The organism is Flavobacterium plurextorum (genome assembly GCF_024638035.1).
In the GTDB taxonomy this organism is placed as follows: Bacteria; Bacteroidota; Bacteroidia; order Flavobacteriales; family Flavobacteriaceae; genus Flavobacterium; species Flavobacterium plurextorum.
The window spans coordinates 1,694,684-1,718,523 of record NZ_CP100442.1 but is presented as its reverse complement, the minus strand read 5'-3'; the positions used below and the strand labels follow the sequence as shown (position 1 = coordinate 1,718,523).

The following is a 23,840-nucleotide window of genomic DNA, read 5'->3' as shown; positions in this document are numbered from 1 at the left end:
ATTTATTTATTCATTAATACGATAACCCACATTTCTAACCGTTTCAAACCAATCTATCGGCGCATGTTTATCTAATTTTTTTCGAAGATTTCGAACATGAACATCAATAAAATTAGAATCTGAATTAACCTCCAGAATATCTCCCCAAATGTGTTCCGTCAATTGTAATCTCGTAATTACACGATTTTTATTCAAAACAAGATATTGAAAGATATCAAACTCTTTTTTAGTCAAGTTTATAGCAATTTCATCAAAACTAACTTTGTAATCCTGAAGCTGCAGCAAAAAACCGTGTATACTTAAGTTATTCAAAGTAAAACCATGAATCCTGCGAATTACTGCAAACAACCTTGCTCCGAGTTCCGTGAGCGCAAAAGGTTTTGTCAAATAATCATCGGCACCTAAATGAAGACCATTAATTCGATCATCCAATTCCCCTCGTGCCGTAAGTACAATAACTGCAATTTTTGATTTTGTTTTACGAACTGCCTTTAAAACCTCAAAACCATCGCCATCCGGAAGTCCTAAATCAAGCAGCATTGCATCATAATCATTGCTATTAAACTCATCAAGTGCATCCATGCAGTTATTTGCAATTTTACAAACATAACCTGCATTGCAAAGAAAGTCGTAAACCTCTACAGCAAGCTCTTTATTATCTTCAACAATCAAAACATTCATAAAACATCTTTTAAGTGCAACTAAAATTAATCAATTATAAAAAATCAAGCGGCACATTATTAAAAAATTAACGAACAAAAAAAGCTGACAAATTTCTTCATCAGCTTTCTTCAACCGCATTCTCCACAATCATTAATCCTACTTTGCCTCCTTACAATCTTTTGAAGGCAAAACATTAGCAATGTTTATTTTTTCATAGTGGCACTTTCTTCTTTTGGAGTTTCAGCTTTTGCTTTTTTGTTTGATTTATGATGGTGTTTTGTAGCTTTCACCTCTTTTGCAGGCGCTGCCTGAGTTGGAGTTGTTTGAGCACTAACCATTACACTTGTTCCTAAAACTGCTGCTAATACAATAAATAAATTTTTCATGATTTCTAAATTTTTAAATTAATTACACTTGTTTTAATAATAACCTTAACCTTATATATTTACTTTTTTACTTTTACTGTCTCTTCTTTTGGAGCTGTATTTTTTTCTGATTTTGTTTTTTTATCAGATTTATTTTTTTTGTGTTTTGTTGCTTTTACTTCTTTTGCAGGAACCGTTTTACCCTCTTTTGCAGGAAATGCATGAACCATTGCACTTGTTCCTAAAACTGCGACTAATAACATTAATAAATTTCTCATGATTTCTAAGATTTAATATTCAATTCCTTTTATTTTACAGATCAAAAGTACCCTCGTAAAATGAAGAGAAAATGAAGAAATCTCCGAATAAAAAAATTTTAACTTCACATTAACTTTTGCTTTTCTTACCATATAAGTTATATAAGCTCATTATAGATATTCTAGATCAAAAAAAATTTAGACACACTGCAGAGCGTGTACAGTATGCATGATGCTAAATTGAGCTTATATAACTTATATAGTGGAAAAAAAATCTTGTTAGTTTAATTTTTGAGACCTCAATTGTTTATTTTTACAGACTAATATTTTTTATATGTCAACTCAAAAACGCCTTTTTCTTCTAGATGCTTACGCATTAATTTTTCGTGGTTATTATGCCTTTATAAAAAACCCTAGAATTAACTCAAAAGGAATGGATACATCTGCAATTATGGGTTTTATGAACTCACTTTTAGATGTTATTAAAAGAGAAAAACCAGACCATTTGGCCGTAGCATTTGACAAAGGCGGAAGCCAATTGCGTAATGAGTTATTTCCAGAATACAAAGCAAATCGAGACGTTACTCCTGAAGCTATTAAAATAGCTGTACCTTATATATGTGAATTACTAAAAGCAATGCACATTCCGATTATCGAAGTTGCCGGTTTTGAAGCCGATGATTTAATTGGAACAATTGCTAAACAAGCCGAAAAAGAGAACTACAAAGTTTTTATGGTAACTCCCGATAAGGATTTTGCTCAATTGGTTTCTGAAAACATTTTCATGTACAAACCTGCTCGTATGGGTAATGGAATTGAAATTTGGGGTGTTCCTGAAGTATTAGAAAAATTTGAAATCGAACGTCCTGAACAAGTAATAGATTTTCTTGGTATGATGGGCGATGCTGCCGATAACATTCCTGGTCTTCCCGGCGTTGGTGAAGTTACAGCCAAAAAACTATTGAAAGAGTTTGGAACAATGGAAAATCTTTTGGCTAATACCGATAAGCTGAAAGGAAAAATGAAGGAGAATATTGAAGCTAATAAAGAAAAAGGTTTATTGTCTAAAAAACTGGCAACAATTTTACTAGACTGTCCGGTAACTTTTGATGAGAATGATTATGAGTTAACGCGCCCTGATATTGAAAAAACAGATGCGATTTTTCAAGAATTAGAGTTTAGAAGAATGGCGGAACAATTTGATAACTTGTTTAAAACTGACGGAACACAAACTGCTCCTGCAGCTGCTCCAGATGCCAAATTATACAAAAAACCACAGCCAAAAAACGAAGAACAGTTTGACTTATTTGGAAGTGCTGCCGCAGATGAAGATACCGAAACTACAAGAACCTCTTTTTACAGCACATTAGAAAATACACCTCACTCCTATCAAACTATTCAAGGAGATTTAGGAGTAAAACTGCTTTTACAGAATTTACAAAACCAAACTTCGGTTTGTTTTGATACCGAAACTACAGGAATCGATGCTTTGCATGCAGAACTTGTAGGAATGTCTTTCTCTTACGAAAAAGGAAAAGCATTTTATGTTCCGTTTCCCGAAAATCAAGAAGAAGCAAAAATATTAGTAGACAAATTTGTTCCGTTTTTTGAAAATGAAAACATCGAAAAAATTGGACAAAACCTTAAATACGATTTAAAGATTCTTTCGAATTATGGCGTTACTGTAAAAGGAAAACTTTTTGATACCATGATTGCGCATTATTTGATTAATCCGGATATGCGTCATAATATGGATATTTTGGCAGAAACCTACTTAAAATATTCTCCAAAATCAATTGAAACCTTAATAGGTAAAAAAGGAAAAAATCAGCTTTCGATGCGCGATGTTCCTCTTGAAGACATTAAAGAATATGCTGCCGAAGATGCTGATATCACTTTGCAATTAAAAGAAATCTTCACCGTAGAATTAGACAAAACCGAAACTAAAAAATTATTCGATGAAATCGAAATTCCATTAGTAAGCGTTTTGGCTGCAATGGAAACTGAAGGAATTCGCTTAGATGTTGATTTTTTAAATGCAATGTCTAAAGAAATGGATGTTGAAATCAAATCTTTAGAACAAAAAATATACGAAACTGCCGGAGAGAAATTTAATCTTGCCTCTCCAAAACAATTAGGAGATATCTTATTTGATAAACTTAAAATTGGCGGAGCAAAGCAAAAGAAAACCAAAACTGGTCAATATGCAACCGGCGAAGAAGTATTAACTTATTTAGCAAATGACAACCCAATTGTAAAACAAATTTTAGATTGGCGTCAAATGGTAAAATTGCAAAGTACTTACATCTTAGCTTTACCAGAACAAGTTGACAAAAAAACTTTACGTGTTCATACTGATTATATGCAGACTGTTGCTGCAACAGGACGTTTGAGTTCTAACAATCCAAACTTGCAAAACATTCCAATTCGAACAGAAAGAGGACGTCAGATTCGTAAAGCCTTTGTAGCGCGCGATGAAAATCATACTTTAATCTCTGCCGATTACTCGCAAATCGAATTGAGAATTATTGCCGCTTTAAGCGGAGAAGAAAACATGATTAAAGCATTTCAAAACGGAGAAGATATTCATAAAGCAACCGCTGCAAAAGTTTTTGATGTAGCATTGGAAGAAGTTTCCCGCGAGCAAAGAAGCCATGCTAAAACTGTAAACTTCGGAATTATATATGGTGTTTCTGCCTTCGGATTAAGCAATCAAACTTCATTATCAAGAAGCGAAAGTGCTGCTTTGATCGATGCTTATTATAAAACTTATCCAAGATTAAAATCATATATTCAAGAACAGATTGATTCTGCCAGAGAAAAGGGTTATGTACAAACCATTTTAGGTCGCCGTCGTTATCTAAAAGACATTAACTCGGCAAATGCAGTTGTAAGAAGTGCTGCAGAACGAAATGCCGTAAACGCGCCAATTCAAGGAAGCGCTGCCGACGTAATTAAAATTGCAATGATTAACATTCATAAAAAATTACAAGACGAAAACTGGAAATCTAAAATGCTGCTACAAGTACATGATGAGCTTGTGTTTGATGTGCACAACGACGAATTAGAAAAAATCCAACCCATGATTAAACATGAAATGGAAAATGCATTTAAACTTTCTGTTCCTTTAGAAGTTGAACTTGGCTTGGGTAAAGACTGGTTAGAGGCTCATTAAAAAAACAGCTATGAAACAGAAAACAATAATGTATTCTCTAGTTACAATAGCTGTCCTATTTATAATCTATCAAATCAATGTTAGCCTGGCTTTAGGCTTGGATACTTTTGTTATAAATCTTTTTCCCCGCAAAAAACTGCCAAGTGAATTTGCGGCTTATAAAAACTTATCTGAAGTTAAAAAATTTGGCAATCATGATGTATCACTATTTCAAAAAGGAGCTGAGTATTGTTATACTTTTCAGATACTTGAGATTGCTAATGATAAAATTATGGTTAAGGTAATTACCAAATCTGAACCTTATGATCACGGGGGAGGAAATACTGGTGATAATTACAGCAACACCTTATTTAAAATGGATTCTTTTGGGAAAGTTTTAGATACAATAAACTTTAAAACTTCCTCATCTGATCAATCTGAATTTGGCGAGATTGTTTTACTTAACAAACAAATAGTAAACAAAGCCCTGCTTTATTACCAAACTTGGCCTGCAAATGGGGACAAAACAAAAAAAGCTTTTATTCCTGTAAATAAAGATTTAAGCTGGTCTGCTGAAAAATTATCGAAATATTATTACGATACCATTGTGCCAAATTGTATTTACCTTGAATCCTTTTATGCTTGGAGAGATGATTCAATACCATATAAAAAAAGAGAATCTATAATTTATTACGCAAACAACCATTGGTATGTAGTTTATGGCGCAGGTGAAGATATATATAATAATGCCCGAGATTTAAGCTCGGAACAGCATAAAAATATCAATGATGAAAATGTATTTCACACTATACCAAACGACAAAATAAAGGTTAGATATTATCAAAAATTAGAATATATTTCAAATATGGCAGGACAAACCCAGTCCAACAGTCCTTATACTTATTATTACTGGGATGGAATTGCCTACGTCAATATACCTTTTGAAAAAGATACGCTAAAATTTAAAAAAGAAGATATTTTCTTGGATGATTATAGCAACAAGGAAAATTCAATATATAGCACTACAAAAGACAACTGGACAGAAATGGAAAACGATGTGAATAAAAAATACAGTTATTATTCTAATCCTAATTTGAAGTTTACTTTAATTTCTGAGGACAAAAGTAAAAACTTGTACATTATCAGAAAAACAAAATAATATCGTATGAAAAAAATAGTTTTTATTCTCTGCCTGCTTTATTCCACAATTATATTTTGTCAGGACACCTATTATCTGGAAGGAAACATTGCAAAAAGTAAAATCTTCATGAAAATTGAGGTTTATAAAGATGGTAAAGAAACAAGTTTAAATGCTGTTTATTTTTATCAAAATTCACTAAAAGATATTCCGCTTGAAGCTACTTTGAAAAATGATACTTATACCTTCTTTTTTAAACCAAATAATGTAATTACTGAAAAATTCTATTTAAAAAAATCGACCAATAATCGTTTTGAAGGATCATGGTACAATACTGCCGGAAAACAATTTCCGGTTCAATTACAACCTATCGATTTTTCAAATTACAAATTCAAACTTGACCGATATTATGCCGATGAAAAATTAAATCTTGTAAAATGTAAATTCCTGGAATTCAAAAAACAAAAAACCACAATTTACAACAACAAAGAATTTATCTGGTATTCTGAAAAACATTGTGATTCGGATTTCTTTAGATTAGGAAGTAATTTTTCAGAGAAAAACAAAGCTGTTATAAATCCAATTTTAGAAAATATCCACATTCAAACTACATTAGCACAACTTAACTGCTCCTCAAGTTTTGAGTATAGCGAGGGAAAAGGAATCGAAGGAAGAACGACCATAAATTTTCTCAATACAAACTTATTAGGCTTTGAAATGTTCTCATCGTATTACTGTGGCGGTGCGCATCCTGATTTTGGAGGAAGCGGTTATTTGATTGATCTAAACAATGGAAAAGACTACGAAATAGATGATATCATTGCATTTGATAAGAGTGTTACCACCGAAGAACAAAGTAATTTTGATAACTATTCAAAATACAGAAGCACTTATTTCGCTCCTAAATTACTAGCCGTACTTAACTCAGAGTTTCATTTCGAAAAACCAAAAAATGACGATGATGATCCTTGCGATTATACTAATGAAGAATATTGGGATTTTCCATCTTGGAGTTACACTGAAAAAGGTATAGAATTCACGCCAATCTTTTACAGAGCAGCAAGATCTTGTGAAGAATCTTTTTTAGTTCCTTTCGAAAAATTAAAAAAGTATAAAAATCCTAAATTCCCATATTCTTTATAAAAAAAACCGTCTTAAAGACGGTTTTTTTTGTTTATGCTTTTCTAGTCGATTCTCTTTCTTTCAATTTTGTTTTGATAACGATAGTTTCATAATCTGAAGTTTCACCTTCCGGCTCTTCCAATCTTTGGATTAATCTTTTTGCCGCAACTTCACCAATTTCGATTCCATGCTGACTTACTGTTGTTAAACTTGGAGACAAACGTCTTGAAGCCAAAATTCCGTCAGCAAAACCGATAATCGAAATATCTTCAGGAACTTTATATCCTTTTTTCAAACTTGCTCTCAAAGCCGCAACTGAATCATTTTCATCTAAAGCAAAAATAGCATCAATTTTATTTTCAAAAATTGCATCAATTTTAGCTTTCATATCTTCTTCTGAATCGGTACGAAGAATAATTTTTTCGTTTACTGGAATGTTATTGTCTTTTAAAGCTTTTAAATATCCATCCGCTCTTAATTTTCCAACACTTAAATTATCTACAGAAGAGATTAAAGCAATGTTTTTACATCCTAAATTAATTAAATGCTGAGTCGAGTTTAAGGCAGAATCAAAATCATCTACCACAACTTTATCACATTCTACTTCATCAGCAATACGATCAAACATTACAATTGGAGTTCCGTCATTTATAATAGCCGAAAAGTGATTGTAATCTTGAAGCTTTTGCGCTTCTTCAGAAACAGAAAGAATAAAACCATCAATTGTTCCGTTGCTTAACATTTCAAGTGTATGAACTTCTTTCTCTAAAGATTCATTAGAAATACAAGTAATTACGTTATATCCTTTTTTATCCGCCACTTTTTCAATTCCGCTAAAAACTTTTGCGAAGAAAGAGTTCAATATATTAGGTATAATTACACCAATCGTTTTAGTCTTACGATTCTTCAAATTCAGACCAATAACATTTGGCTTATAATTTTTGAGTTTGGCATACTCCTTAATCTTCACCTTCGTCTGCTCACTAATTTCCGGACTATCATTTAGCGCTTTAGACACCGTAGACACAGAAACACCAAGTTCTTTCGCAATTTGTTTTAGAGTTGCTTTAGCTTTCATCTATTAATATTTTATGTAATTAATACAAATATAGTAGAATTACCTAAAATAAAACAAAAAACTACTACTACTATTTGAAATCATAAGGTCTTTTCGAAATAATATTCAAAAACATTGATTATTTAAAACCACTAGTGCTAAAATTTCGTTAATAACTTAATAGCATGTTAATAACCTTAATAAAAACCTAGATTATGAAAAACGAAGTTAAAATTCATGAAGTTGATCCTTCACTGAATAATAGAAGGAGCTTTCTTAAGCTCAGCGGACTGACATTAGTTAGCGCAGGTTTGGTTTTAGCTGGTTGCAGCGATAATGACAACGATAATAATATGGAGGACAACTCCTTACCTGGAATAAAAAATGGAGTTTTTGATTTAGGTTCTGGAGATTTTGGCGTACTTACTTATGCTTACGCCTTAGAACAATTAGAAACTGATTTTTATACTAAAGTTGTAAATTCTACAAATTTCAACACCGTATTTAATGATATTGAGCGTCAAGTCTTAACAGACTTATACCATCACGAAGTAATTCACAGAGATTTTTTTAAAGCTGCCTTGTCTGGAGCACTTCCAGATCCTAGCTCTCAATTACTTCCTTCCTTAGCATTCAACTATGGCTCTTTAAACTTTAACAGCCGTAACGAAGTTTTAGCTACCGCAAAAGCGCTAGAAGACACAGGCGTTGCCGCTTACAATGGCGCGGGACGACTAATTAAAAGCGCTGATTATTTATTACTGGCAGGAAAAATTGTTTCCGTTGAAGCCAGACACGCTTCTGCAATAAGAAGTTTGATCAATCCAAATTCCAAAGATTTTGCGGGCGACGATGTTGTAAGCGTTTCAAACGGATTAGATGTTGCGAAAGATCCTTCTAAAATCTTACCAATTGCGGGCGGATTTATTACTACAAAATTTACTGCCAAATATTTACCTTAATCTTAACGAGCTAAAACTTAGAAATTATGAATATTTTAAAATTTATAGAAACCTTTACTGATGATAGTATAATGAATAGTACGGGTTCAAGAAGAGACAGTTTTTCACAATTTGGAAATATCAGTAAAAATCTGGCGCTGGCATCAATTCCTTTTGGATTATCAGCATTGGCAAATAAAGCAATAGCAAAAGATATCACCCCAACACCCGCCACCCCAATCGGGGCTTTACAATTTGCCTTAACACTAGAATATCTAGAAAACGAATTTTATGCCATGGCGCTGGATTCTGGTGTCATTCCGGCTTTAGAAAATGGCGGACGAGATTTAAAGGTCTTTCAACAAATAGCAGCTCACGAGTCAAGTCACGTTAAATTTTTAATCGCAGGATTAGGTGGTCCAGGAAGTGCTAACTTCGTTGCTAAACCTACTTTTGACTTTACGGTGGGCGGTACATTTGACCCTTTTCATGATTACCCAACCTTTCTTGCGTTAGCACAAGCTTTTGAAGATACCGGCGTAAGAGCATACAAAGGACAAGCTGCAAACTTAATAACTACACCCGATTTATTAACCGCAGCACTGCAAATACATTCTGTTGAAGCACGACATGCATCTGAAGTGAGAAGACTCCGCAGCTTAAAAGGCTGGATTTCGAATGCTGATCGAGGCACAGGAATGCCGCCGGCAACTCAAGCAGTTTATGATGGTGAAGGAGTTACCACTCAAGCAGGATTCAATACTGCGGCAGCCTTTGGAGCTTCCGCAGGATCAGAGGCTTACGATGAACCATTAACAACTCAACAAGTTGTAAATATTGCCAATATCTTTATTGTTTAATAACAAAAATACTCTACAGATTGAACCAGCTTCGCCTTATTGTGAAGCTGGTTTTTTTTTAGTTTTAAAAATAAAAACTGAGAGCCTGATTTTCAGGATATAAAATATTCTTTTAAGGTATTTGGTTTTAAAATAATTAATTGTACTTTTGCATCCCCTTTATTGGGGATGGAATGTTTAATTAAAATAATATTATGGACGCATTAAGCTACAAGACAATTTCAGCTAGCAAAGCCACTGTAACTAAAGAGTGGATTGTTGTTGATGCAGAAGGTCACAACTTAGGACGTCTTGCTTCAAAGGTTGCGATGATCTTAAGAGGTAAGTACAAGCCAAGTTACACACCGCACGTTGACTGTGGAGATAACGTAATTGTTATCAACTCAGAAAAAATTAACCTTACAGGTACAAAAATGAATGACAAAATTTACATGCGTCATACAGGTTACCCAGGAGGACAAAGAACTTTAACTGCTAAAGTATTGCAATCTAAAAACCCTGCATTATTAGTAGAAAAAGCTGTAAAAGGAATGCTACCTAAAAACAAATTAGGAGCTGAACTTTTTAGAAATCTAAATGTTGTTGTAGGTGCTGAGCATACTCACGGAGCTCAAAAACCTAGAACTGTTAACCTAAACGATCTTAAGTAATGGGAGTTATTCACAAAATCGGTAGAAGAAAAACCGCTGTTGCACGTGTATATGTTTCTGAAGGAACAGGTAAAATCACTGTAAACAAAAAAGAATTCGCAACTTACTTTCCAACTGCAACTTTACAATACAAAGTTTTACAACCATTATCTATGACAGAAAATGCAAGTAACTTTGATGTAAAAGTAAACGTTTACGGAGGTGGTTCAACTGGTCAAGCAGAAGCTGTAAGAATGGCATTAGCACGTGTAATGTGTGAAGTGAACATCGAAAACAGAGCTATCTTGAAACCAGAAGGTTTATTAACAAGAGATCCAAGAATGGTTGAACGTAAGAAATTCGGTCAGAAGAAAGCTCGTAAGAGATTCCAATTCTCTAAACGTTAATATTACCTGTCTTGTTCAAATGGGACAAGACATTATCAATTATTTATTGAAATTAAAAAACACAGTTATTGTTGCTCTCCTACCGAGGTAGGATATAGTTTAGCATCTAAATGTATAAAGCCAGAGAAATCGCCATTTATACATTGCTAATCAACAGAACGTAAACTAGTACAAAAATGGCAAACAAAATAGAAGTAAAAGAATTACTAGAAGCAGGTGTTCACTTCGGACACATGACTAGAAAATGGGATCCAAACATGGCTCCTTACATTTATATGGAGCGTAATGGTATTCACATTATCAATCTATATAAAACTGCAGCTAAAATTGAAGAAGCTAACGAAGCTTTGAAAAAAATCGCTGCATCAGGTAGAAAAATTTTATTCGTAGCTACCAAAAAACAAGCAAAAGACATCGTTGCTGATAAAGCAAAAGCTGCAAACATGCCTTACATCACTGAAAGATGGCCAGGTGGAATGCTGACTAACTTCGTAACGATCAGAAAGGCAGTTAAAAAAATGTCTTCTATTGATAAAATGAAGAAAGATGGTACTTTCATGACGTTATCTAAAAAAGAGCGTTTGCAAGTTGATCGTTTACGTGCTAAATTAGAGAAAAACTTAGGTTCAATCGCTGACATGTCTAGACTACCAGCTGCATTGTTCGTAGTAGATATCAAAGCTGAACACATCGCAATAAAAGAAGCACAAAAATTAAACATTCCAGTTTTCGCAATGGTTGATACGAATTCTGACCCAAGAGAGGTTGATTACGTAATTCCAGCAAATGATGATGCTTCTAAATCAATTGACAAAATTTTATCTTTAGTAACTACTGCAGTAATCGAAGGTCTTTCTGACAGAGGTTCTGAAAAAGAGACTGAAGCTCCTGCTGAAGAAGCTGCTCCTGCTGTTGAAGCTGCAGCTGCTCCTGCAACTGAAGAATAAATCAAATTTTAAATTCCAAATTTTAAATTCCAAACTCCAAATACAAAATTAAAAACGTTATGTTGATAATTTAATAAAATTGGAGTTTGGGATTTAGAAGATGGAATTTTTACTTTTAACATTAAAATTCAAAATATTATGGCAACAATTACTGCTGCAGACGTAAATAAATTAAGACAATCTACAGGTGCCGGAATGATGGACTGTAAAAAAGCTTTAGTTGAAGCTGAAGGAGATTTCGATAAAGCTATACAAATTCTTAGAGAAAAAGGACAAAAAGTTGCTGCTAACCGTTCTGACCGTGAGTCTTCTGAAGGAGCTGCTGTTTCTTTCATCAACGCAGACAACACTAAAGGAGCTATCATTACTTTAAACTGTGAAACAGATTTCGTAGGTAAAAATGAAGCTTTCGTAACTTTAGCTAAAGATTTAGTTGAAAGAGCTATCAATTTCTCTTCTAAAGAAGAATTCTTAGCTTCAGATTTCAACGGAATTACAGTTGCTGAAAAATTAATCGAGCAAACTGGAGTTATCGGAGAAAAAATCGAAATCGGTGGTTTTGAAATTTTAGAAGGTGCTTTCGTTGGATCTTATGTTCACGTTAACAAAATTGCTGCATTAACTGCAATTTCTGCTGCAATTCCTAATGCTGACGTTTTAACTAAAGATGTTTCTATGCAAGTTGCTTCTATGGGAGCTGATACATTATCTTACAAAGATTTTGATCCTGCTTTCGTTGAATCTGAACTTGCTGCTCGTATTGCTGTAATCGAAAAAGATAACGAAGAGGCAAAACGTTTAGGAAAAACTTTAAAAAATGTTCCTAAATATATTTCTTTCTCTCAATTAACTGAAGAAGTTTTAAAACAAGCTGAAGAAGATGCTAAAGCTGAATTAAAAGCTGAAGGTAAACCAGAACAAATCTGGGACAAAATTATTCCAGGAAAAGTACAACGTTTCATTTCTGACAACACTACTTTAGATCAAGAAAAAGCTTTATTAGATCAAAACTTCATCAAAGATGACAGTAAAAAAGTTGGTGATTACGTTAAAGGATTCAACGTTGAAATTACAGGTTTCAAAAGAGTTACTTTAGGTTAATATATTATTTCAATAAAAAAAAGCCCGAATATTTATTTATTCGGGCTTTTTTATGTTTGTCAAATTATAAAGACGCACCGCAGTGCGCCTATTATAATTGCAAAATTTTTTACTTTTTCTTTTCTACAATTGGAAAATTTCTAGCACGCATTAACGCATCAGATTTTGGAGCTCTCCCTCTAAAATTCTCATACGCTTTCTCCTGATCTATAGTATTTCCTACACTAAAAACATTATCATAAAGACGCTTAGCCACTTCCTTATCATAAGGACCTTTTCCTTCTGTAAAAGCCTCCCAAGCATCTGCATTAATAACATCTGCCCATAAATAACTGTAATATCCAGCTGCATATCCATCTCCTGAAAAAATATGACCGAATTGAGGAATTCTATGTCTCATTACAATTTCCGAAGGCATATGAAGGGCATCTAAAGTTTCTTTCTCAAATTTATGAGGATCAATAGTTGCTGTTGCCAAATGCAGTTTCATATCTATTAAAGAACTAGAAATGGTTTCTACAGTAGCAAAACCTTCATTAAAATTAGCCGCTTTCTCAATTCTATCCACTAAAGACTGAGGCAATGGCTGATTTGTTTTATAATGCAAAGCAAATTTATTCAACACCTCTGGTGTAGCAAGCCAATGCTCCAATAGTTGCGACGGGAACTCGACATAATCTCTAGCAACAGATGTTCCTGCTAAACTAGGATAAGTAACATTTGAACATAATCCGTGAAGTGCATGTCCGAACTCATGAAACAATGTAGTTGCATCTTCCCAAGAAATCAAAACAGGTTCGTTTGCAGCACCTTTAATAAAATTACAATTATTAGACACAATCGTAAGTACTTCACCATCCATTTTTTGCTGATCACGATATGCATTCATCCATGCACCAGAACGCTTTCCTGTACGTGCATAAGGATCGAAATACCACAGCCCAACTGTTTTACCAGTTATTTTGTTACTTACCTCCCAAACACGCACATCTGGATGATAAACAGGAACATTTGTAACTTGTTTGAAGCTTAAATTAAATAATTCTCCAGCAACCCAAAACATTCCTTCACGTAAATTCTCTAATTGCAAATACGGTTTAACCTCATTTTGATCTAAATCATACTTTGCTTTTCTAACTTTTTCAGCATAATAGCGATAATCCCATGGCTGAATTTTAAATTTTCCACCTTCTGCATCTACAATTTTTTGCATTTCAGCAACATCTTGATGCACCTTTTCTACAGCCGGCTCCCAAACTGACATCATCAAATCCAATGTTTTCTTAGGGTCTTTTGCCATTTTATTAGATAAACTCCAATCTGCAAAAGTTGGAAATCCTAATAATTTTGCTTTTTGAGTACGCAATTGCAAAATAGAAACCAAAGTCGCATTATTATCATTTGCATTTCCATTATCACCACGTTTCACAAAAATATCGAATGCTTTTTCTCTTAATTCTCTACGATTAGAGAAAGTTAAAAATGGCTCAATTGAAGAACGTGTATTTGCAATACAACCTAAAACATCAAGTTTTCTCTCTTTTGCTTCAGCAATAGCTGCGTTTTTTACTTCTAATGGTAAACCATCAAAATCACTTTCTGTTTTTAAAGCTACATATTGATTATTCTCCTCTGCTAATAAATTTTGACTGAATTTAGTAAAAAGACTCGCTAGCTTTTTATTAATATCAGCTACTTTTTCTTTGTCAGCCACATTTAATTTAGCTCCTTCACGAACAAAATCAGTATAATACAACCAGATTAAACGTTGTTGCTCACTGGTCAATTTTTTACTTTCTTTAGAATTATACAAAGTCTCAATTCTAGTAAAAAGTTTTTTATTCTGATTAATCTTGTCCGAGAATTCAGAAAACTTAGGAGACATTTCGCGATCTACGGCACTAAACTCAGGCGTGCTCAAATTCGATCTATAAATTCCGTATACTGTCAAGATCCTAGTAATTGTTTTCCCAGAACGCTCCAGTTCTGCAATTGTATTGTCAAAAGTTGGCGCCTTCGGATTATTAGCAATAGCATCAATCTCGTTTAGCTTTTCTTGAATTGCAAACTGAATTGCTGGTTTAAAATCTGAAACCTTATATTCATTAAACGCAGGAACTCCGCCATAAGGCCCTGTCCAGTTTTTAAGCAATGGGTTATCAGAATTTGTTTGTGCGGTGGCCGCAAAAAAAGTTGTTCCCATGAGAAAAATTGTCATTAATTTTTTCATTATCATTAATTTTTAACTAAAATGTTATTGTTCCAAATGTAACTAAAATCAGCATTCAAAATAGAATTTTAACTTTCAGATTCTCTTAAAAAGGACAGCTTAATTTAAAATCAATCCTTTTAAGTTATAAAGAAAATAGTTTAAATTTGAAATATCATTTACCAAATTAAGATGTTTAAAACCCGAAAAGAAATTGTTTTTGTAGTACTTGCCGGAATATTTATTACGAATGCGGTTGTTGCCGAACTTATTGGTGGAAAACTAATTCAAATTGGCCCTTTTGTCATGAGCATTGGAATTTTGCCATGGCCTGTTGTTTTTCTAACCACAGATTTGATTAATGAATATTTTGGTGAAAAAGGAGTAAAAAAACTCTCTTTTATAACGGCCTGTTTGATCGCATATGCTTTTCTGATTTTGTTCATGGCAATTGTAATTCCTGCAGCAAAAGGAATAAGTCCAGTAAACGATGAGCAATTTCAAGCTGTTTTTGGACAAAGTATGTGGATTATAATTGGAAGTTTAATTGCCTTTATGGCATCTCAATTAATCGATGTATGGATTTTTTGGTTCTTTAAAAGACGCACAGGTGAACGAAAAATTTGGCTTAGAACAACCGGTTCAACTGTAATTTCACAATTATTTGATTCGTTTATTGTTCTCGGAATTGCTTTTTGGCTGCCCGGTAAAATTGATTTTGATACTTTCATTTCCTCTGCTTTAGTTGGATACACCTTTAAATTATCAATTGCAATTTTACTAACTCCTTTAATTTATGCCGGACATCATTTGATAAAAAAATATTTAGAAAACGACCCTTCTCATAAAAATACTAAAGTCAAATAATTAATACGAAATCTTAGAACCATTTCTAAAAAAAAATCATGAAAAAAGCAAGCATTTTATTTTTATCTGCGTTACTAATAGCATTATACTTATCATCTTGTAACAGTGACAACAGCAGTGATAATAAAGAAAATGATACCGCTTTATTAACAGGAAAATGGGTTCCCAAAAAAACGGGAACAATAGCAGAAAACGGAAATGAATCGTTACAGGAAATTCCTAATCCGGGAAAATGTGATAGTGGACTTCTTGAGTATTCATCAAACGGAACTTTTTCTAATCTCAGATATGAATTTCAAGACAATAAATGCGTTTCTTATAACCAGAAAGGGACATGGTCTGTAAAAGACAAAATAATAACAGCTATTTATGATGATGGCTCTACTACTCTTGAAATTCTGGAATTAAGTCAATCAACCTTAAAATTAAAACAAACTTTAAAGACAGGCACAACTCTTTTAGTCTTTATATCTGTTTATAACCGAAAATAAATATTAAATAAAACAAATCGGAGTCTTTACTTTTCAATCTGAGTTTATCTATATTTAAATTAAAAAAAATGGAACAAATAAGATGTGGTTGGTGTACCTCAAGCGATTTATACAAAAAATATCATGATGAAGAATGGGGAACTCCAATTTATGACGACCCTTCTCTATTTGAATTTTTAATTCTTGAAACCTTTCAGGCTGGCTTGAGCTGGATTACCATTTTAAACAAAAGGGAAAACTTCAGAACAGCTTTTGATAATTTCGATTATAAAAAAATCGCCAGCTATTCTGAAGATAAAATCGAAGAATTACTTCAAAATACTGGAATCATTCGTAACAAACTCAAAATTAGATCGGCAGTTACAAACGCACAGGCATTTATGAAAATTCAAGATGAATTTGGAACTTTTTCTGATTATATCTGGAAGTTCACAGATGGAAAACCCATTGATAATAATCCTAAGACTCTAAAAGATGTTCCTGCAACAACTCCAATTTCTGATGCAATCAGTAAAGATTTAAAAAAACGAGGCTTTAAATTTGTCGGCTCAACCGTTATCTATGCTCATATGCAGGCAACAGGAATGGTCAATGATCATATTGAAGATTGCTGGACGAGAACAAAGTAATATTTTTTGTTTCAAGTTTCAGGTTTCACGTTAAACCGCTATCTTAATAGAAACAAAAAATTCTCCTCGCATGCATCTTGAAACCTGAAACTTGAAACTTTTTTAAACAACCAAACAAAAATTTTCTATATTTGCTTCACACTTTAGGGGTGTCTGCAACATGCAGGCTGAGATTTTACCCTCTGAACCTGATCTAGTTCATACTAGCGTAGGGAAAAGTAAGATGACTTCTGAGCGCATTTTTATGCGCAATTGTGGCCATTCCTAAGGTAGAGATTCACTGCAGTGAATCTTAGATAAACCAAAAAAAACAAAGGAATGGAACTAAAAATCAACCAACAAACTAAACATTTTAATGCTGAATCCCTAAGCATTCAGTCATTACTTGATCTCGAAATTCCCCTCAAACAAAACGGAATCGCCGTTGCTATTAATAATACTGTTGTTCCAAAAATCAAATGGAACGAATTCCTCGTACAAGAAACTGACGAAATTTTGATTATTTCTGCGACACAAGGCGGATAGTATTTAAACTACAAATCAATCCCGAAGCTTCGGGACCAAATTCCAATTTCATACTCAAAAGGAGATGCACTGCTGTGCACCTCTACGGAAAATCTCAACGATAAAACACGATCAACCTGAAACTTCAAACCTGAAACAAAAAAACAATGACTACAGAAGAACAAATATCAAGAACACCATTTCCAAATTCTAAGAAAGTATACATCGACGGAGAAATGCATCCGATAAAAGTAGCAATGCGCGAGATTCATCTTAGCGACACCAAACTTTCAAACGGAGGAATTGAAAAAAATCCTCCCGTGACCGTTTATGACACATCTGGTCCTTATACTGATCCAAATGTTGAAATTGACATTAGAAAAGGATTACCCCGCTTACGCGAAAGTTGGATTTTAGATCGAAATGACGTCGAAATTTTAAATGAAATCTCTTCAGATTACGGTCAAAGCCGATTGCGTGACGAAAACCTGAATCATCTTCGTTTTGAATATCTTCATCAGCCAAAACGAGCTAAAAAGGGCGCAAACGTTACACAATTATACTATGCGAAACAAGGTATAATTACTCCCGAAATGGAATACATCGCTATTCGTGAAAACCAACGAATAGAGCTTTTAAACGAACAAACAAAAGCAATGCAATGTCAACATGGCGGAAATAGTTTTGGTGCAAACACTCCAAAAAGCAAAATAACACCTGAGTTTGTAAGAGCTGAAGTTGCCTGCGGAAGAGCTATTATCCCAAACAATATTAATCATCCTGAAAGTGAACCAATGATTGTTGGACGCAATTTCTTGGTGAAAATCAATGCCAATATTGGTAACAGCGCTGTTACATCAAGTATTGAGGAAGAAGTTGAAAAAGCAGTTTGGGCTTGCCGCTGGGGCGCTGACACGATCATGGATTTATCTACAGGAAAAAATATCCATGAAACTAGAGAATGGATTATTCGTAATTCGCCAGTTCCAATTGGTACCGTTCCGATTTATCAGGCTTTAGAAAAAGTAAAAGGAATTGCCGAAGATTTAACTTGGGAAATTTTCCGTGATACTTTAATAGAGCAGGCAGAACAAGGCGTTTCTTACTTTACAATTCATGCTGGAGTTTTACTTCGTTATATTCATTTAACTGCAAATCGTGTTACCGGCATTGTTTCTCGCGGTGGATCAATCATGGCAAAATGGTGTTTATTTCATCATAAAGAAAACTTTTTATACACTCATTTTGACGAAATCTGCGAAATCATGAAACAATATGATGTTGCTTTTTCTTTAGGTGATGGTTTGCGCCCGGGTTCGATTGCAGATGCTAATGATACGGCGCAATTTGCCGAATTAGAAACTTTAGGTGAACTAACCAAAATCGCATGGAAACATGATGTACAGGTTTTTATTGAAGGGCCGGGACACGTGCCAATGCACATGATTAAGGAAAACATGGACAAACAATTAGAACATTGTCATGAAGCTCCATTTTACACTTTAGGCCCTTTAACAACAGATATCGCACCTGGTTATGACCATATAACATCAGCAATTGGAGCCGCAATGATAGGCTGGTACGGATGCGCTATGTTGTGTTATGTAACCCCAAAAGAACATCTTGGTTTACCTAATAAAAAAGACGTAAAAGATGGCGTAATCACCTATAAAATTTCCGCGCATGCTGCAGATTTGGCTAAAGGTCATCCGGGAGCACAATATCGCGACAATGCTTTGAGTAAAGCTCGCTTTGAATTCCGTTGGGAAGATCAATTTAATCTAGCTTTAGATCCAGATACTGCGAGAGAATTTCACGATGAAACGCTTCCTGCAGATGGTGCAAAAGTGGCGCATTTTTGTTCGATGTGCGGACCAAAATTCTGTTCTATGAAAATATCTCAGGAAATCAGGGATGTCGCTGCCGCAGAAAAAGGAATGCAGGAGAAATCAGAGGAGTTTATCGAGCAGGGAAAAGAGATCTATATTTAGAAAGAGGCGAAAAAGTAGAAAATCGGAAATAAACTCTAGTAGAAAGTGGAAAAATATGATTGTAATTTCTAATGCTTTGACTGTTGTAGATGAAATCAAGATAATTCATTCTTTATTTGAAGAAGAACTGTCTCTATTTCATATTCGGAAACCTGATTTTTCTGAATTGGAAATGGCTCAATTTATTCAACAAATTAACCCAGAGCATAGAAATAAGCTTGTCTTGCATAGTCATCATGAATTAGCAGAAGATTTAGGAATTATCCGTTTTCATTTTTCTGAAAAAGAAAGAGAACACAGGCACAATGTTTCTGCAAGACTTTCAAATTTATATAAGAACAAATCTAAATCAGCTTCAACACATTCTATAGAGGATTTTAATTCTCTGGAAAGTGATTTCGATTACGCATTCTTAAGTCCCGTTTTTAAAAGTATTTCAAAAGAAAACTATCACCCCAAAACAAATCTCTTTAAAGCATTAAAATTAAGAACAAATTATAAAACAAAAATCATTGCATTAGGCGGAATTAATTCTAAAAACATTCAAAAAACACTTGAAAATGGTTTTGATAATATCGCGCTTTTAGGTGCTGTTTGGAGTAACACAAACCCTGTAAAAGAATTTAAACTATGTCAGAAAATCGTCCGTTCGCACTTACAATAGCCGGTCTTGATCCTTCGGGAGGAGCTGGTATTCTGGCTGATATCAAGACTTTTGAGCAGCATAAAGTCAATGGTTTTGCAGTTATCACCGCCAATACTATTCAAACTGAGGATACTTTTTATGAAATTCAATGGACAGATTTGAGTTTTGTGATTCGCTCAATTGAGACTCTTTTTCTGAGTTACAAAATCAGCGTGGTCAAGATCGGAATTGTTCCTTCTGCTCATTATTTAAATCGAATTCTTTCGACCATAAAACTGTTGTCTCCAACTACGCAAATCGTTTGGGATCCTGTTTTAAAATCAACCACAAAATTTGAGTTTTTATCAATTAACGATCATTCTGATTTAAATAAAATTGTATCAAAAATTGATCTAATCACACCCAATTATCATGAAATTGAAGTTTTATATCCTGGTTTTATTTCAAAGAAACTTTGGCTTCAAAATGAAATTCCTGTTCCTGTTTTATTGAAGGGTGGACATAACGAAACGGCCATTGGAACTGATCATTTATTTCTAAAAAATGAAGTTTTTGATTTACTTCCATCAGATAAAAAATGCTTTGAGAAACATGGTTCGGGTTGTGTTTTATCATCTGCGATTGCCTCAAATCTGGCATTAAACCAAACTTTACAGGAAGCTTGTAAAAATGCTAAAATCTACATAGAAAAATACCTGAGTTCAACATCAACTTTAATCGGATATCATTATGTACAATAAATTGCAATACATTTCACAAGGAAAAACAATCGAACAACAATTGTACAACATCCATCAAGCTTTAGATGCTGGATGTGACTGGATACAAATGCGATTTAAAAATCAGACTGCAAAAGACAGCTTTGCTTTAGCCGAAGCGGTAAAATTTTTATGCGAAGAATATCTCGCCAACTTTATTGTAAATGATAATTTATATCTCGCTCAGCAAATTGCTGCCGATGGTGTTCATCTAGGTTTATCAGATATGAAAATCGATGAAGCAAGAGCTATTTTAGGCTCTACAAAAATTATTGGAGGAACCGCAAATACATTCGAAGACATTGTAAATCATACAAAAAATGGCTGTGATTATATTGGTTTAGGTCCTTTTAGATTTACTAACACAAAAGAAAAATTAAGTCCAATATTAGGTTTGTCTGGTTATTTCGAGATCCTTGAAAAATTGAAAAAAAATAAAATTGAAATTCCAGTTTATGCAATTGGAGGAATCACCTTGAAAGATTTAAATCCGTTGATTCAAACTGGAATTCACGGAATTGCAGTTTCAGGCATCATCACAAAAAGTGATGAAAAAGAACTATTAATTCAACAATTAAACGAAAAATTATATGCAAACGTCATTGTTTAATATTGGAGACAAATCCTTTAAATCCCGTTTATTTCTAGGAACAGGAAAATTTGGTTCTAACCAAGAAATGAAAGAAGCTATTTTAGCATCAGAAAGTGAGCTGGTTACTGTAGCTTTAAAACGCATTGATCTTGAAACCGATACTGATGCCATTTTAGCGCATTTACAACACCCAAACATTAATTTATTACCTAATACTTCTGGAGCAAGAAATGCAAAAGAAGCCATTTTTGCGGCACAATTAGCTCGCGAAGCTTTAGAAACAAATTGGATAAAACTTGAGATTCATCCAGATCCAAAATATTTACTGCCTGATCCAGTTGAGACGTTAAAAGCAACTGAAGAATTAGCTAAACTTGGCTTCTTTGTACTGCCTTACATTCATGCCGACCCAGTTTTATGCAAACATTTAGAAAATGCTGGAACAACAGCCGTCATGCCATTAGGATCACCAATAGGCAGTAACAAAGGTTTAAAAACAATAGATTTTTTAGAGATTATAATCGAACAAAGCAATGTTCCGGTTATTGTTGATGCAGGAATTGGCGCCCCGTCTGATGCTGCAAAAGCAATGGAAATTGGCGCTGATGCTGTTTTGGTAAATACCGCAATTGCCGTTGCAGGAAACCCCAAATTAATGGCAGAAGCATTTAAAGAAGCGGTTATTGCAGGAAGAAAAGCTTTTGAAGCTCGAATTGCTAATCAACAAAACCATGCTGTGGCTTCTAGCCCTTTAACTTCATTCTTATTTGATTAGATTTTTATATCACGCAGATTTTGCAGATTTAAGCAGATTTATTTGGATAAAAAATGCTCAAAAAATAATCTGCTCAATCTGCCAAATCTGCGAGAAAAATACCTTACAAAAAGTAGGAAATTTTATTAAACTTGATTTAAAATTAAAATCAAGATTATGTCAGAAAATGAAATTTCATATAAAGTTAGAGGCGCTATTTTTACAGTATACAACATCCTAGGCCCAGGATTATTAGAATCAGTTTATGAAAGCGCTTTATATTATCAATTAAACAAAGATGGATTAAATACCATAAAACAAGTTAATATACCGGTTAATTATGATAATGTAGAATTAGATATCACTTTCCGAATAGATTTACTAGTCGAACACAAAGTAATTGTTGAATTAAAATCCGTTGAAGAGCTTAAATCTATTCACTTTAAACAACTAAATACCTATTTAAAACTAACAAACAAAAAACTCGGATTATTAGTCAATTTTAATTGTATAAATATCTTAGATAATATACATCGAGTCGCAAACAAAATCTGATGTATTCATGAAAATCTGCGTGAAATAAAAAAATAAAATGAAAACATTCAAAACAATTTTTGAACAATATAATTGGGACGATATTCAAGCCAGAATATACCAAACCACGTCAAAAGATGTTGAGCAAACTTTGACTAAAACTAAATACACGCTCGATGATTTCTTGATTTTAATCTCTCCAGCAGCCCAAAACTATCTGGAAGAAATGGCACAAAAATGCCATGAAATCACCAAAAAACGCTTTGGAAAAACCATCCAAATGTATGCGCCGCTTTATTTAAGCAACGAATGCCAAAACATTTGTACGTATTGCGGATTTAGTTTAGATAATAAAATTAAACGAAAAACACTTACGGATGCCGAAATAAAAATTGAAATTGAAGCCTTAAAAAGCACAGGCTTTGACCATGTTTTACTTGTAACTGGAGAAGCTAATTATACTGTAAACATCAATTATTTTCTAAACGCGATAAATCTTATCAAAAACGATTTTTCGATTATTTCCGTCGAAGTACAGCCGCTTTCTACAGAAGACTATGAAAAGCTGCACAATGCTGGTGTATATTCGGTTTTAGTTTATCAGGAAACCTACCATCAGGAAGTTTACAAAAAATACCATACAAAAGGTAAAAAATCAAATTTTGATTATAGGCTGGAAACTCCTGATCGAATTGGAACTGCTGGAATTCATAAAATTGGTTTAGGTGTTTTATTGGGTTTAGAGGATTGGCGAACGGATAGTTTTTTTAATGCTTTGCATTTAGATTATCTTCAAAAAAAATACTGGCAGACCAAATATTCTGTTTCTTTCCCTCGCCTTCGTCCTGCTGAAGGAATTATCGAGCCGAATTTTATAATGGATGATAAAGATTTGACTCAGTTAATTTGCGCCTATCGTTTATGGAATGAAGATTTGGAAATTTCGATTTCAACGAGAGAAAACGAAAAATTCAGAAACAATATTATTCCTATTGGAGTTACAAGCATGAGTGCAGGTTCTAAAACAAACCCGGGCGGATATGTTGTTGACCCGCAGTCATTAGAACAATTTGAGATCAGTGATGAACGCTCTGCTGATGAAATTGCAAAAATCATAAAAAGTAAAGGTTACGACCCCGTATGGAAAGATTGGGATAAAGCATATAGTCGAAAGTCTTAAAGTCTATTGTTATAGATAATTACTTTTTTCGACTTTTAACTTTC

25 protein-coding genes and 1 riboswitch are annotated in these 23,840 nt (G+C 33.7%); of the genes, 20 read left to right on the top strand and 5 right to left on the bottom strand.

The annotated features are described in order from the left end of the window. Window positions 1-6: 6 nt before the first annotated feature. The 3 genes from NLG42_RS07830 to NLG42_RS07820 all read right to left on the bottom strand — a co-directional run bounded on the left by NLG42_RS07830 (window position 7) and on the right by NLG42_RS07820 (window position 1,306). Window positions 7-681: a response regulator transcription factor gene (locus NLG42_RS07830; RefSeq protein WP_089057577.1), complete on the bottom strand. Its 675-nt coding sequence runs from the start codon at window positions 679-681 to the stop codon at window positions 7-9. 185 nt (window positions 682-866) lie between these two features. Further along, window positions 867-1,049 (bottom strand): hypothetical protein, encoded by a 183-nt coding sequence (locus NLG42_RS07825; RefSeq protein ID WP_089057576.1) that lies wholly within the window; start codon window positions 1,047-1,049, stop codon window positions 867-869. Between the two features lie 59 nt (window positions 1,050-1,108). After that, window positions 1,109-1,306: a hypothetical protein gene (locus tag NLG42_RS07820; RefSeq protein WP_089057575.1), complete on the bottom strand. Its 198-nt coding sequence runs from the start codon at window positions 1,304-1,306 to the stop codon at window positions 1,109-1,111. 313 nt (window positions 1,307-1,619) lie between these two features. Between NLG42_RS07820 and polA the strand changes: the two genes are divergently transcribed. The 3 genes from polA to NLG42_RS07805 are packed head-to-tail and all read left to right on the top strand — an operon-like array spanning window position 1,620 to window position 6,720. After that, the gene (gene polA, locus NLG42_RS07815) at window positions 1,620-4,460 is read left to right on the top strand and encodes a DNA polymerase I (protein WP_257683427.1); all 2,841 of its coding nucleotides are present in this window, start codon (window positions 1,620-1,622) and stop codon (window positions 4,458-4,460) included. 10 nt (window positions 4,461-4,470) lie between these two features. Further along, complete coding sequence (locus tag NLG42_RS07810; RefSeq protein WP_257683426.1) at window positions 4,471-5,598, top strand: hypothetical protein; 1,128 nt, start codon at window positions 4,471-4,473, stop codon at window positions 5,596-5,598. Window positions 5,599-5,604: 6 nt separating this feature from the next. After that, window positions 5,605-6,720, top strand: coding sequence for a hypothetical protein (locus NLG42_RS07805; RefSeq protein WP_257683425.1), 1,116 nt, complete (start codon window positions 5,605-5,607; stop codon window positions 6,718-6,720). A gap of 31 nt (window positions 6,721-6,751) precedes the next feature. Here NLG42_RS07805 and NLG42_RS07800 read toward each other — a convergent pair whose 3' ends face one another. Further along, window positions 6,752-7,777, bottom strand: a complete 1,026-nt coding sequence (locus NLG42_RS07800) for a LacI family DNA-binding transcriptional regulator (protein WP_257683424.1) — start codon at window positions 7,775-7,777, stop codon at window positions 6,752-6,754. 194 nt (window positions 7,778-7,971) lie between these two features. Here NLG42_RS07800 and NLG42_RS07795 point away from each other — a divergent pair, with 194 nt between their 5' ends. The 6 genes from NLG42_RS07795 to tsf all read left to right on the top strand — a co-directional run bounded on the left by NLG42_RS07795 (window position 7,972) and on the right by tsf (window position 12,641). Beyond that, a complete protein-coding gene (locus tag NLG42_RS07795) occupies window positions 7,972-8,718 on the top strand; it encodes a ferritin-like domain-containing protein (protein ID WP_257683423.1) in 747 nt (248 codons plus the stop codon). Between the two features lie 26 nt (window positions 8,719-8,744). After that, the gene (locus tag NLG42_RS07790; protein WP_089057569.1) at window positions 8,745-9,557 is read left to right on the top strand and encodes a ferritin-like domain-containing protein; all 813 of its coding nucleotides are present in this window, start codon (window positions 8,745-8,747) and stop codon (window positions 9,555-9,557) included. 194 nt (window positions 9,558-9,751) lie between these two features. Further along, window positions 9,752-10,207 (top strand): 50S ribosomal protein L13, encoded by a 456-nt coding sequence (gene rplM / locus NLG42_RS07785; RefSeq protein WP_026983738.1) that lies wholly within the window; start codon window positions 9,752-9,754, stop codon window positions 10,205-10,207. Continuing rightward, window positions 10,207-10,593 (top strand): 30S ribosomal protein S9, encoded by a 387-nt coding sequence (gene rpsI, locus NLG42_RS07780; protein WP_017497947.1) that lies wholly within the window; start codon window positions 10,207-10,209, stop codon window positions 10,591-10,593. Before rplM ends, rpsI begins: the two co-directional genes overlap by 1 nt. A 176-nt stretch (window positions 10,594-10,769) precedes the next feature. Further along, window positions 10,770-11,540: a 30S ribosomal protein S2 gene (rpsB, locus tag NLG42_RS07775; RefSeq protein ID WP_099720636.1), complete on the top strand. Its 771-nt coding sequence runs from the start codon at window positions 10,770-10,772 to the stop codon at window positions 11,538-11,540. A gap of 138 nt (window positions 11,541-11,678) precedes the next feature. Next, window positions 11,679-12,641, top strand: coding sequence for a translation elongation factor Ts (gene tsf / locus NLG42_RS07770; RefSeq protein ID WP_089057567.1), 963 nt, complete (start codon window positions 11,679-11,681; stop codon window positions 12,639-12,641). A gap of 109 nt (window positions 12,642-12,750) precedes the next feature. On the opposite strand, the gene NLG42_RS07765 is transcribed toward tsf, so the two are convergent. Then, complete coding sequence (locus NLG42_RS07765) at window positions 12,751-14,871, bottom strand: M3 family metallopeptidase (RefSeq protein ID WP_257683422.1); 2,121 nt, start codon at window positions 14,869-14,871, stop codon at window positions 12,751-12,753. Window positions 14,872-15,042: 171 nt separating this feature from the next. On the opposite strand from NLG42_RS07765, the gene NLG42_RS07760 reads away from it, so the two are divergent. The 11 genes from NLG42_RS07760 to thiH all read left to right on the top strand — a co-directional run bounded on the left by NLG42_RS07760 (window position 15,043) and on the right by thiH (window position 23,796). Continuing rightward, the gene (locus NLG42_RS07760) at window positions 15,043-15,717 is read left to right on the top strand and encodes a queuosine precursor transporter (protein ID WP_099720634.1); all 675 of its coding nucleotides are present in this window, start codon (window positions 15,043-15,045) and stop codon (window positions 15,715-15,717) included. A gap of 38 nt (window positions 15,718-15,755) precedes the next feature. Beyond that, window positions 15,756-16,208: a lipocalin family protein gene (locus NLG42_RS07755; RefSeq protein ID WP_257683421.1), complete on the top strand. Its 453-nt coding sequence runs from the start codon at window positions 15,756-15,758 to the stop codon at window positions 16,206-16,208. Between the two features lie 68 nt (window positions 16,209-16,276). Beyond that, on the top strand, window positions 16,277-16,837 hold the full coding sequence (locus NLG42_RS07750) for a DNA-3-methyladenine glycosylase I (RefSeq protein WP_257683420.1): 561 nt from the start codon (window positions 16,277-16,279) through the stop codon (window positions 16,835-16,837). Between the two features lie 135 nt (window positions 16,838-16,972). Continuing rightward, window positions 16,973-17,069: riboswitch (TPP riboswitch) on the top strand. Between the two features lie 86 nt (window positions 17,070-17,155). Continuing rightward, window positions 17,156-17,362, top strand: coding sequence for a sulfur carrier protein ThiS (thiS, locus tag NLG42_RS07745; protein WP_257683419.1), 207 nt, complete (start codon window positions 17,156-17,158; stop codon window positions 17,360-17,362). A gap of 146 nt (window positions 17,363-17,508) precedes the next feature. Continuing rightward, a complete protein-coding gene (gene thiC, locus NLG42_RS07740; RefSeq protein ID WP_257683418.1) occupies window positions 17,509-19,332 on the top strand; it encodes a phosphomethylpyrimidine synthase ThiC in 1,824 nt (607 codons plus the stop codon). Window positions 19,333-19,387: 55 nt separating this feature from the next. Continuing rightward, window positions 19,388-19,996, top strand: coding sequence for a thiamine phosphate synthase (locus tag NLG42_RS07735; RefSeq protein WP_257683417.1), 609 nt, complete (start codon window positions 19,388-19,390; stop codon window positions 19,994-19,996). Continuing rightward, window positions 19,963-20,718 carry a hydroxymethylpyrimidine/phosphomethylpyrimidine kinase gene (locus NLG42_RS07730; protein WP_089057559.1) on the top strand — a complete coding sequence of 252 codons (756 nt, stop codon included), beginning with the start codon at window positions 19,963-19,965 and terminating at the stop codon, window positions 20,716-20,718. Before NLG42_RS07735 ends, NLG42_RS07730 begins: the two co-directional genes overlap by 34 nt. Beyond that, on the top strand, window positions 20,708-21,346 hold the full coding sequence (locus NLG42_RS07725) for a thiamine phosphate synthase (RefSeq protein WP_257683416.1): 639 nt from the start codon (window positions 20,708-20,710) through the stop codon (window positions 21,344-21,346). Before NLG42_RS07730 ends, NLG42_RS07725 begins: the two co-directional genes overlap by 11 nt. Further along, window positions 21,327-22,103 (top strand): thiazole synthase, encoded by a 777-nt coding sequence (locus NLG42_RS07720; protein WP_307774305.1) that lies wholly within the window; start codon window positions 21,327-21,329, stop codon window positions 22,101-22,103. The genes NLG42_RS07725 and NLG42_RS07720 overlap by 20 nt, the downstream gene beginning before the upstream one ends. A gap of 156 nt (window positions 22,104-22,259) precedes the next feature. Next, on the top strand, window positions 22,260-22,637 hold the full coding sequence (locus NLG42_RS07715; protein ID WP_257683415.1) for a GxxExxY protein: 378 nt from the start codon (window positions 22,260-22,262) through the stop codon (window positions 22,635-22,637). A gap of 37 nt (window positions 22,638-22,674) precedes the next feature. After that, window positions 22,675-23,796, top strand: coding sequence for a 2-iminoacetate synthase ThiH (gene thiH / locus NLG42_RS07710; RefSeq protein WP_257683414.1), 1,122 nt, complete (start codon window positions 22,675-22,677; stop codon window positions 23,794-23,796). Window positions 23,797-23,840 lie beyond the last annotated feature (44 nt).